Below are 11,570 nucleotides of genomic sequence, written 5' to 3'. Positions count from 1 at the left end.
GTTCACTCGACAGCGCGAACATGGCGCCACTGTTTTCCTTAGACTTAAAGATTAAAAAATTCGGTTAATGAAAGGCAATCATCCGCAATGGTGTCACCAAAATGCCCTTGAGGATCATTTAGTCTTGCAGTTTGCGACAAATTTCCGTCGACGTGCTTGGCACCTTGTGTTTTTCGGGATTAAGAGAAAACGGAGCATATGCTGCACCATCAGAAATTCAACAAAAAGCACTCCGCTTCACTACGGTCCGGACCGGCCCGAAAATTCGGTATGAAAATTTGAAACGCCATTGGTCGACATTACTGTCCTACGCAGCTTCTAGCGGCAGCCTTTTTGCAGCAAACATCGCACAGCTTTTTACATTTGCCTTGTTGGCGCGTTATCTTGGTTCCCACGAGTTTGGCCTGTTCGTGACCGTAATGGCCGTAACCAACATCGCTACCTTCATCTGTGGCCTGGGCGGAGCAGAATGCCTCGTGCGTCGCGTGGCGCAGGACCGGACAATCTACCCCGCGATGCTCGGCCACAATCTCATTCTCATCGCGATTACCGGCATTGTCCTCGTCGCCGCCGGAATGATCATATTGCCGCTCTGGCTTTACAATTCTCCTGAATTTACAGGAAACCTGTTCGGGCTTTTCCTGCTGCTCGTCACCAACATCGTGCTTATGCGCCTCATCCTGCTGGTCGAGCAGATTTATATCGCACATACCGACTTCGTATCCGCCAATCTCTCCGTCGTCGGCTTCGCCATTGCCCGAACCATTGCGGCAGCAATCGCCTGCCTTCTATTCGATGTCTCCACTGTCGTCGGGTGGGCCTATTGGCAGTTTGGAGCCCATGTACTGGTCGCCGTGGTCTACGCACTGTTTCTGCGCAGGCTCGGACGGCCGCAATATACGATCGTGCGCGACGAAATACGGCTGGGCGTGATGTTTGCTTCGCAATTCATCTTCAAGGCTGTGCGCCAGAATGCAGACCTCCTGCTCCTCGGCACATTGATGCCGCCGAGCGTCGTCGGCAGTTACGGCGTCACACGTCGTATCATCGACAGCAGCACCTTGACCGTCGAGGCGATGAACCGTCTTGTCTATCCTCATCTGGCCCGCGCCAGCGCAAACGGCATCCATCATGCCCTGCCGATCACGATGCGCCTGCTTGGGGCCGCTTTTGCAATCGGCATATTGACGTCGCTGGCCGTGTTTATCATCGCGCCCTATCTGCCCTATCTGTTTGGCAGTGAGTATGACACGCTGGTTTCGTTCTGCCGCACGCTTTGCTGGATCACCGTGTTTGTTGCCCTGTGGTCGATAGCGGTCGATCTTCTGGGTGCCGCCAGCCAGCACAGCTATCGCACGGCTGTCCTCAACACAGGCAATATTCTCGGCGCGCCGCTCCTGGCACTGGCAACGTGGTACGCGCCGATCACGGGAACTTTCGCCGCCATTTACGCAATTGAAATCAGTATTGTGCTGGCATCATGGGGATGTGTTATCTACCTCGTTCGTCGGAGTCGTGACGCAGAAGAGCAGAAAGCGGTTTCAACAGTGGGGGCTTAGATGGCGGATATCTCGACCTCGGCAAACGACGTCAAATCGCGGCGCGTTCGCGCAATGAAGCTTGATGATATCCCGGCGATCCGAAACCTGTTTCAGCGAGTTTTTCGCCCACATTCGAAGTCATGTAACGAAACTTTCGATCAGTATTTTCAGCGATTTTTCTTCGAGAACCCCTATTACGACCCTGCGATTGGCAGTGTTGTGCACGAGGACGAGCGCGGCGAGATCGACAGCGCACTCTCGGTCTTGCCCATCCCTTACAAGGTCAATGGGAAAAGTGTCATGGGGCGGTTGGTTTGCGCTTTCATGATGAAGCCGGAGGTCTCCCCGCGCGGCGCCGCTGAACTGACCCTTACCCTGCGTCCGAGCGAAAAGTTATTCAATTTCACCGACAGCGCAGCCCCCGTAAGTCTCAGGCATTCCGAAGCGATCGGCGGAATTGTTCTCAGTGCGCATGGTCTGGGATGGACACGGGTGTTTCAGGCCGCCAGCTACGTGGCCAATTACGTCGCCGAACGGCGTCCAATCCTCGGAGGGCGCGGGACAAGCTCGCTTGGCAAAATGCTCAATCCCCTTTTTCCCCTCCCGCCAATCAAGAAGGCCCCCAGGTCGCAAGCGAATGTGACGGAAATAGCGAAGGATGAGGCTGTCTCGCTCATCTCCGGTTTCCTGCAAGGCTATTGCGCACATCCGGACTGGACGGAAAACGACATCAACTGGCTGCTGGACATGGCGGCGGGGAACCAGGCGGCCGGTATCTTGCGGTTCTGCAAGATCAGCGAACAATCCGGGCGCCCGAGCGCCCTTTTCTGCTACTACAGCCGCCCCAATGGCATGGCGGAAGTTCTGAATGTCGTTGCAAAAGCCGGGGCGGAAAAACCTGCTGTCGAAGCGATGTTGTTCCATCTGCAGGAGGAAGGACATATCGCAGCCCAAGGCCGCGTCGATCCGCGCTATCTCAATGCGCTCTCGCAGCAATCCATCATGTTCTTTCGTCTCAAAGCCAATGTCTGTGTGGTCACCGCAAACGAGGACATACTAGGCGCGATCCAGCGCAATGATATCTTTATTGGCGGACTTGCCGGGGAAAGCTGGAGCAGGTTGTCGACGGATTTCTATTGAACAGCAAGCTTCCTTTCCAGAAGGAAGAAAGTGGTCGGTCCGGCTTTGCCCGCACCATTATCCAAACGGAAAGCGATCGGGCCAGACCCGGCGGCTACTCGTTCGTGGACCTTGCCATCAAGGCCAACCGGCGAGAGCGTCCATGACACCGTGTTTCCTGCCAGGTTCACATCCACGCGATTGCGCAGCAAGGTAACCGGCAGACGTCCCCAGTCTTCAATAACCTTCTCTGCCTTGTCACGGAAACGCATATCGGAATTCCGTGCATCGCTGGCGAAAATGACAAGCAGCTTTTCGCTGTCCTTCAGCACCTTTCCATCAATTGCCGAAACGGCAAACAACCCCCTCGCCTCCGCATTACCGAGGGACAACTCACTTAATGTCACGGGGTCTCTCAGCTCGGCAAAGGCAATGGCCTCGGTCTCAGGTGTAACAACCTGCATCCGCTGCCTGTTGCGGTCGAGCATGATCTGGCCTGTAGCGCTTTCAAAAAAGCCTTGCGACGGATCAGTGGCATTATCCTGCGGGACAAGTTCTGCGCCCTTCAAACGCTGCAACACGTTGTCGAGCGACACGTTCCGGTAGTCCACCGCAACTGATTTTTGCAGTCCCTGCGGCCAGGCCTGCTCTTTCGTCGCCAGACCGATCCCTCCGACAAGCGCCAACGGCTTCAGTCGCGCCGGTTCTCGAAACTCCAGCGATTCACCAAGACTCGTCTCTCCCTGCATCATGAACGGCACATTGAAAGCTGCCGTTTCGACGTCGCCCCTGCGAAACAGCAGCGATGCCACAGTCTCACCGGCACGAGCGACGGGATCTACAGCGAAGGTATAGGGGATGATGCGCTGACGGAATGGAGCCGCCTCGTCGAATGCAAGTGTCAGCGGCCCCTGACCATGGCGGCAGATACCATCCCAGCCCTGCAAAGCGGCATAGGCTGGCATCACTATTCCGGCTTCATAACGATAACGGTTCCAGAACAGGTGCTCGTATTCTGTTGCGAGAAAAGGCCGTCCGAGCCAGCGTCCGGCGGCGATTTCACCGACGTAGGAAGCGGCGTCGGCAATCGAACTCGTATCCTTGATTTCGGTACCGGGGTTCAGGGTTCCGATCCAGTCGTGGTAGGTATTGGCAACGACCGCCTGCTGGTTTTGCCGCGAAAGAGCCGTCTGGACCGTGAACCAGTTGTTATAGGGAGCGACGAGGCCGCGATAACCAAGATCGCGGAACGCCTGCTCCAGACGTTGGGTCAACAACCGTTCTCTCTCAACCAGAAAAGCCTGAAAATCCCGCAATCGTCCGCCGCCGCCGCTCCGGCTTTCCGGCAACTGGACAGTTTGCTGTTCAAGATTTTCGCCGGAGGCCAAACCGCCCCAGGCTCGTGACAAGGCACGGGTGTCCGCATATCGCTTTTTCAGAAAAGCATTGAATGCAGGACGATAGCCTGTCCAGAATGTTGTCCCGTCAGCGTGCTCATGCACAAAGCTCGTAAACTCGATGCCATTTTCGTTGAAAGGAACGATCAGCGCGAGCGCGGGGTCGTGCAAAGGTGCAAGTCCCGTATAAGGATTGACCGTCGCGAAGACTTCTTTTTGAAAACGCAGCCAATGATCGAATGCCGCATCGTCCACATAGATTCGGCGCTTCAGATTGCCGTCCACGCCCCAGCGATCGATGTCCTTGCCGCCCAAGGCGCCACTTTCAGAGGTCAGTCCGTCGATAATCCAGTAGATGCCTTCGCGCTTGAGCGCAGCCATCAAATAGCGCATCCGGTCAAGGGCTTCAGGGCGGAAGTCGAAATCCTGCGCCTGTCCGAGCATCAGATCGGCATCGACGAAGTAAAACCGGGCTATATTGTAACCGTGCAGACTGAGCTGCCGCACATATCGATCGATGAAGGCACGATCCACCGCCCCCGACGACGGCGGTCCCCAGGCAATTGACGCACATTGCAGGCGGAGCGCCTCGCCCGGCTTGTCAGCCTGAGCGAAACGCCCGTAGGGATTTGCGATCAGGCGTTTTTTTTCTTCGATCGGCGTATTGACCAGAAACCCCGAAAAATCGAGAGGGCTCCCGGCGGAGATTTCGAGATTGTTTTCTTTGACGGGAAGCCATTCTTCAGCACCGGCGCCGGACACTGCGAGCCCGATAAACAAGGCGGATGAGGCCAGTCGCCGAATGTCCATCAGGGCTCCCTTATAACCTTGCTTTCAATCCAGTCGGTCGGTTTACGGCGTGGCTGAAAAAAGCCAAGGGGCAGTGCTGCTGCATGGAATATCCATGCAACCACCGCGTAGACACCAAGCTCGATACTACGCGTTCGGACGCACATTGCCACGAAAGGCGCCGCGGCAATAATGGCCGCCACAACAATTGCAGGAAACCATCCCGGCACGAAAAACAGAGCGGCTACAATCGCCAGCCACCAGAGATAGACCGCGCCCCAGAGGCGCAATTCCGGCAGTTCGCGAAACAGATTTTTTTGATGCGGCTGCCCCATCGCAGCACGCAACACTTCGCCGGTGCCACGCAGGTATTTGCTCTTCCAGCGACGGACCAGAAGTTTATAGGCATTCATCGTATAGCCGAAATGCTGCACGAACGGCCGGTCCAGACGATGGAGTTTCCACCCATGGCTTCGCAGGCGGACACCGGCATCGAATTCCTCATGACCATGCAGATTGCGATCCGAGAAATATCCGGCCTGCTCGATGGCGCTGCGCCTGTAGAGCCCGCCGCCGTTCATCCGGTCGATATCGCCTGTCCGTGCTTCGGGCGAATGTCGTTTTGAACGGCGCTGGAATTCCAGACTTTCCAGAACCTGATCCACGACATGGCCGGTCACGCCACCAGCATCGGGGTGACTGTCGAGATAAGCAAGGGCGGCGGGCAGAAAATCCGGCTCAATTATCATGTCGCCATCGATCAGGCAGATAAAAGGCTGGGTCGAATACTGAAAACCCAGCTGCGGGCCGAGGCCGCAACTGGCCTGCGCCGGCGGTTCGATCTGCACAATCCTGATCGGATAGGCCCGTGCAATCTCGATCGTGCGGTCGGTAGAGCCGCTGTCGGCTACGATCACTTCGACTTTTCCGCCGGGCAAGGCTTTCAGGGCGCTTTCAACAGCCCCGGCGATGCGCTTTTCCTCGTTCAAGGTTTTGATGATAATCGAAACAGACATCGTTGCCCTATTTGTGAAAAAGCACGCGCGAAGCAATTTGGGATCAGGACCAGACAAGCCAGAACTTCATAGTTTTTTTTGGTTTCAAATCCAATAAACACTTCAACTATAAAATGAGATTCGGTGCGCTCGGAATACTGAAAGCCTTTTATGTTGACCAAAGATTTTGACATCCGGGTTTTCAGCATCACGGAACAGCTATCCATAGACTGGCCGGACGCCGATGACAAAACCGGCTGCGCATTTTTTGTCTTTCAGTCCAAATCCTTTATCCGGGCATGGGAAGCGAGCTATGGGCAAGAACCCGGCGTACAGCTCTGCTTGACCGAGGTTCGCCAGACTGACGGTACACCGCTTCTCTTTCTGCCGCTCTCTATCACACACATCTGCGGTTCCCGGGTCCTTTCATTTATCGATGAGGGCGTAAGCGATTATAATGCCCCTATCGTCTTTCCGGCCGCAACACAGCTTTCGCATGATGCCGCAATGCGCGTCCTCGCAGCTGTGCTTGCATCGGTTCCCTCTCACGATGTCGTTGCGCTTTGCAAAATGCCGGAACGTGTCGAGGGTCTTATCAATCCCTTATGGTCGGTAACGGACCGCTGTTCCAGCGCATCCACGCACACGATGTCACTGGTGCGTCCGATCGCGGAAATAGAAAAATCCATGCAGGGTATCGGCAATATCAAAAAACGTGACCGAGCCTTTCAGAAGCTGGAAGGGGCCCGGTTTCTTATAGCGCAGACCGAAGCTGAGCGCCGGTCTGTTCTGGATGCCATGTTCCGCCAGAAACAGCGACGTTTTGAAGAAACCATGGTTCCCGGTTTCGATGCGCATCCTGAAAAACGACGCTTCTTTAAAGAAGCGACAGAGCAACTCGCCCGACATGGCGCCCTGCACCTGTCCGCGCTGGCCGTGGGTGAAACCATATTGGCTACACTGTGGAGCGTCGTCCGCAATGGCCATTATTGCGCAATGATCATAACGTTCGAGAACGGCGTCTGGAGCAAGTTTTCACCCGGAAAACTGCTAATATTGCGCCTGTTATCTGCGCTCAAGGCTGACGGTTACACCATGTTCGATCTGGGCTTTGGCGACGAGCCATGGAAGTCCGGCATATGCGACCGGACGACACCTCTGCGTGATTATATTCGGCCGGTCACTTTACGTGGGCGCATTTCGCTTAGCCTCGCCCGTTGCATGGAAAGACTGAGAGAGACCTCCCTCTACGCCAAGCTGCGCCCGTTGAAATGGAGGCTCTTGCGCAAGTTCGGCTAGGCCATCTATGCCGCACGTTTCGGCAGCCGTACGGTAAATGTCGAGCCTTCGCCCAGTTGTGAGCGAACGACCAGACGTCCGCGGTGCCGGGCGAGAATATGTTTGACGATGGCAAGGCCAAGACCTGTGCCCTTCTGAGCCCGGCTCGTTTCCACGTCGATCCGATAGAACCGTTCCGTCAGGCGCGGCAGATGCTCGGCCGCGATGCCCGGACCAAAATCCTGAACGGACGCCACGACCTCCGGAGAACTGCCGCTATCGTCTTCGTCCAGTTTGACGATGACGCGCTTGCCAGCCTGTCCATATTTGCAGGCATTCTCCACGAGATTCTGGAAAACCTGGATAAGCTCGTCACGCGCTCCGGTGACCATGACGGGATGATCCGGCAATACCCGCTCGATATTGATATCGAGGCCTGCGGCCAGCGGCGCCAGCGTGTCGGCAACGTGATTGAGAATGGAAGTCATGTCGACGCATTCATTGACGGTCAGATGGGCCCGCATTTCCAGTCGCGACAAAGACAAAAGATCATCGATCAGGCGCGACATGCGTTCGGCCTGTTTCTGCATTATATCCAGAAAGCGATCACGGGCAGCCGCGTCATTTCGCGCTGGCCCCTGCAGCGTTTCGATAAATCCCCGCAGCGAAGCGAGCGGCGTGCGCAACTCGTGGCTCGCATTCGCGATGAAATCCGAGCGCATGCGGTCGATGCGCCGTGTTTCGCTTTGGTCGCGAAACAGCAGGACAAAAAGTTCGGGTCTGCCGTCCTTGCCTGGCAATGCCTTGACCATGGCTTTGAACCAGCGATCGATCGGGACGCGCTCGAAATATTCTATGCTGCGTGCTTCGCCATCGGCGATTACCCCCTGAATCAGTGCGTGCATTTCCGGTGCCCGAAACCGCAGATAGAGCGCTGTGCCAGTCTCCAGAGACTGAAATGCTTCGATAGCCGCTGAATTGGTGAACAACACCGTGCCGCCATGATCGAAGACAACCATCGGGTCGGTCAGAAGGTCTGCCAGGCGCTCGCCGGACACTCCCGCCATTTCGTTGGGCGCTATATTCTTTACCGGCACTTCATCCGGCTCACTGCTTGCAACTTCGCTTGCGAGCCAGACGGCGCCGAGCACGACCACGGCCAGCAGACCAGCGCGAAACCAGAAGGGAAGATCGAGAGCCAGCACGCAGACGGCGAGAACCATGCTGGCGATCACGACACCCTTGACCCGAAGAAGCGGTTCGAAAATGGACTTCTCCGCTTCAGGTTCTGGACCGGTGTGATTGCCTGCCTCGCTCATGCTGCTTCCTCTGCGGTTGTGGCATCGACCTTAGAGCGCGATGATCCCGCTCTAAATTTTTGTTCAAGCATGTTTTCACCCGAAAACCGGTTCCCGCTTTTCGGAATCATGTTTTATCCGGAAATGTCCGGATGTCCTTTACGTAGCTTCCAAACAGCCCATATCATGCCTTGATATAAACGAAAGGGAATTGCCGTGGGTGACAGTTCGAAGACAGCTAACAAAAAGAAAGACAAAAAAGACGAGGCAAAATCAGGCGACGAGCCAATCAAGCTCAAAATTGGAGGTGAGACGCGGACGTTCGACATAAACGATCCGAAGCTGCCGAAATGGATCGATGACAATGCGTTGCGCTCAGGCGGGTATCCCTATCCATCCAAGATGAAGTCGGAAGAATATGAGGAAACGCTGGAGCGACTTCAGATCGAACTCGTCAAACTTCAATATTGGCTTCAGGATACTGGCGGGCGTGTCATCAGCGTCTTTGAAGGCCGCGACGCTGCCGGCAAGGGCGGAACCATCTTTACAATCCGCGAGTTCATGAACCCCAGAACCGCGCGTAACGTCGCCTTGCCCAAGCCAACCGAAACGGAACAGGGCCAATGGTATTTCCAGCGTTATGTCGCGCATTTCCCAACGGCCGGCGAGTTCGTCACGTTTGATCGTTCATGGTACAACCGGGCGGGCGTGGAACGCGTCATGGGGTTCTGCACCCCGGCGCAACTCGAAACCTTCCTGACCGAAACGCCCGATTTCGAGCGCATGATCGTGACGGATGGCATCCATCTTTTCAAATTCTGGCTGGATATCGGCCAGGAAATGCAGCTCAAGCGTTTTCACGAGCGGCGCCACAGCCCTCTCAAGAACTGGAAGTTCTCGCCGATGGACGTGGCCGGAATTTCTCGCTGGAATGATTACTCCGATGCATTGCACACCATGCTCGAAAGGACGGATACGGGGTACGCGCCCTGGACCATCATCCGTTCGAATGACAAGAGACGCGCCAGACTGGCAGCAATCCGGCGCATTCTTTTGACGCTGCCCTATGAGGGAAGAGACCTTCAGGCAATCGGGGCCGAGGATCAATCAATCATCGGACGGGGCTCAACATTCCTCACCTCGTCATCGGTGGAGATGTAAAACAGGCTTGGCTGGTGCGGTGTCTTTTCCCAAAGATGCGGCACATGCACCAGCTGCCATAGCGCGCGCCAGGCCGCAATTGAGATCAGCACCCAATATACCGGGATCGAGAACAGGTACGCATACCCTCCCAGTTCCGTTGGTTCCATCGTTCTGGCCCCCAGAAGGTAGAAACTCAGATAGGCCAGCAGAATGTTCGTCACATCGATCCCCAACAGCCAGATACTGTGTGTCGTCAGCGGCCCGAACAGCATTCCGATCAGCAGGAAGGCGAACATGGCAAGCATCAGAGGATGTAGAAGCGCCGAACCGATTATTCCCAGGGTATAGACCTGATTGACGGAGTACCTGAACCAGCCAAGCTCGCGCCAGGTATTGTGCGGCTGGCGGCCATGGACGAGCCATGTCTGCATCCAGCCCTTGAGCCAGCGTGTCCGCTGCTTGCGCCAGACGTCATAGTTTACGGGCGCATCTTCAATCGTGCCACGCGTGATGACACCGATACGATACCCGAAACGAGCAAGCCTCACGCCGAGATCGGCATCTTCCGTGACGTTGTAGGCGTCCCAGCCGCCAACCTCCTCCAGACAGGACCGCCGAAAATGATTGGAGGTTCCTCCGAGGGGAATAACGTGCCCCCGGGAAGCCAGCCAAGGCAGCAGCCCGCGGAAAAGTGCTGCATATTCAAAGGCGAACATTCGCGTCAGCAGATTATGGCGAAAATTCCCGATGATCAGCGGCGCCTGCACGCAGGCCAGCTTGTCGCCTTCGGCCTGAAAGGTCTGCCATGCTTCAAGCAACTGGTCAGGGTGAGGCCGGTCCTCGGCATCGAAGACCGCGACGATCTCCCCTCGGGCAAACTGCAATGCATAATTCAACGCCTTCGGTTTCGTCTTGGGCCCGCCAGACGGCACGAGAACCAGTTCAAAATTCGATGGCAGCCCCACACGACGTATCGCGGCGATCGTATCGAAGTCGTCCTTCTCGCAGACAAGCTTGATATCGAGCTTGCTGGCCGGCCAGTTCAGGCGTTTCAAACTCGTTACAAGCTGGCCTATCACCTCCTGTTCCCGATATAGCGGGACCAGCACGGAATAGATCGGCAGATCGCGCGGCCTGCTTTTCCTGATCTCCAGAAACTTCAGCCGCCGTCCGGCAACCGCTGCGAACAGACGGATCATCACACAGCCGAAGAAGAATAATGACAGTGCTACATGGAGAACAAGGAGAGTGGTCGCGGGCCAATTGAACATGCAGGCGAAAAGCGCGTAAACCGCCATGGCGATGATAAACGCCTGCGGCGTATCGAGAACGCGCGATGCGGACAGCGATTGCGGTGTCATTTCATAGGCTCTGGCGATCAGATCCTTTTGATGCCGCTGCCGCATGACCTGCTTCAGGAGCGTCGGCGTGCAGATCCGTATCCGGTTCTTCAACTGCGGCGTCGCAAGCACATAGTCCCGAAGCGTCCGGATGCGATTTTCCGAAGGCGCTATATAGAGATAGCTGCTTCCATCTGCGCCGAGCACCATAACCTGTCCTACATCGATGAAAGCCGACGGCTTTTCTTCGCCCGATACGAAAATACGGGACGGCAAGGCTTCGTTTGTGAACTCCAATGTCAAAAGATCAGCTATGGCTGCATAAAGCACCGATTCCGCAACATCACCCCGCTGAACCAGCTCCACGCAAAACGACGTTCCGTGGCGAGCAGCAGCACTATATGCCCCAAGCAACGCCTCTCTCGCTACGCCGCATTGTTCCAGTCTGGCTGATATGGCGCTGCATATCTCCAGATCGAACGCAGTCGATACACTACTCATAGCACCCCCGCACTACTGAATATTTGTGATTTGTATTTTAGATATATACTAATATAGTAATTTTACCGAACGCTTTATTAGTTAATTATTTCAGCAAAATTACAATCGGAACGTAATATACTCAAAAAGAATTGCAACCTTTATTTTCCTGGCACTTTTGGTGAATACT

General features: G+C 55.5%; 8 protein-coding genes. 4 read left to right on the top strand and 4 right to left on the bottom strand.

Annotation, left to right across the window (positions count from 1 at the left end; all coding sequences use genetic code 11):
• The first annotated feature begins 278 nt into the window (after positions 1–278).
• Positions 279–1,559, top strand: a complete 1,281-nt coding sequence (locus ABWW28_RS07160) for a lipopolysaccharide biosynthesis protein (RefSeq protein WP_112670629.1) — start codon at positions 279–281, stop codon at positions 1,557–1,559.
• A complete protein-coding gene (locus ABWW28_RS07155; RefSeq protein ID WP_112670631.1) occupies positions 1,560–2,681 on the top strand; it encodes a hypothetical protein in 1,122 nt (373 codons plus the stop codon).
• On the opposite strand, the gene ABWW28_RS07150 is transcribed toward ABWW28_RS07155, so the two are convergent.
• Both ABWW28_RS07150 and ABWW28_RS07145 read right to left on the bottom strand, forming a co-directional pair.
• Complete coding sequence (locus ABWW28_RS07150) at positions 2,675–4,867, bottom strand: glycoside hydrolase (protein WP_112670633.1); 2,193 nt, start codon at positions 4,865–4,867, stop codon at positions 2,675–2,677. The genes ABWW28_RS07155 and ABWW28_RS07150 overlap by 7 nt on opposite strands.
• The gene (locus ABWW28_RS07145) at positions 4,867–5,862 is read right to left on the bottom strand and encodes a glycosyltransferase family 2 protein (protein ID WP_113368600.1); all 996 of its coding nucleotides are present in this window, start codon (positions 5,860–5,862) and stop codon (positions 4,867–4,869) included. Before ABWW28_RS07145 ends, ABWW28_RS07150 begins: the two co-directional genes overlap by 1 nt.
• 150 nt (positions 5,863–6,012) lie before the next feature.
• Here ABWW28_RS07145 and ABWW28_RS07140 point away from each other — a divergent pair, with 150 nt between their 5' ends.
• Entirely contained in the window at positions 6,013–7,140 is a 1,128-nt protein-coding gene (locus ABWW28_RS07140) for a GNAT family N-acetyltransferase (protein WP_113368599.1), read from the top strand.
• A gap of 5 nt (positions 7,141–7,145) precedes the next feature.
• On the opposite strand, the gene ABWW28_RS07135 is transcribed toward ABWW28_RS07140, so the two are convergent.
• The gene (locus ABWW28_RS07135; RefSeq protein ID WP_112670639.1) at positions 7,146–8,438 is read right to left on the bottom strand and encodes an ATP-binding protein; all 1,293 of its coding nucleotides are present in this window, start codon (positions 8,436–8,438) and stop codon (positions 7,146–7,148) included.
• A 195-nt stretch (positions 8,439–8,633) separates the two neighbouring features.
• Between ABWW28_RS07135 and ppk2 the strand changes: the two genes are divergently transcribed.
• A complete protein-coding gene (gene ppk2 / locus ABWW28_RS07130; protein WP_112670641.1) occupies positions 8,634–9,578 on the top strand; it encodes a polyphosphate kinase 2 in 945 nt (314 codons plus the stop codon).
• Here the strand turns inward: ppk2 and ABWW28_RS07125 are convergent.
• Entirely contained in the window at positions 9,521–11,401 is a 1,881-nt protein-coding gene (locus tag ABWW28_RS07125) for a glycosyltransferase (RefSeq protein WP_278388694.1), read from the bottom strand. The two genes, ppk2 and ABWW28_RS07125, sit on opposite strands and share 58 nt — an antisense overlap.
• Between the last annotated feature and the right edge of the window lie 169 nt (positions 11,402–11,570).

This window comes from Brucella sp. NBRC 14130 (assembly GCF_040371715.1).
GTDB lineage: Bacteria > Pseudomonadota > Alphaproteobacteria > Rhizobiales > Rhizobiaceae > Brucella > Brucella intermedia.
This window is presented reverse-complemented; position numbering and strand designations above follow the sequence as displayed.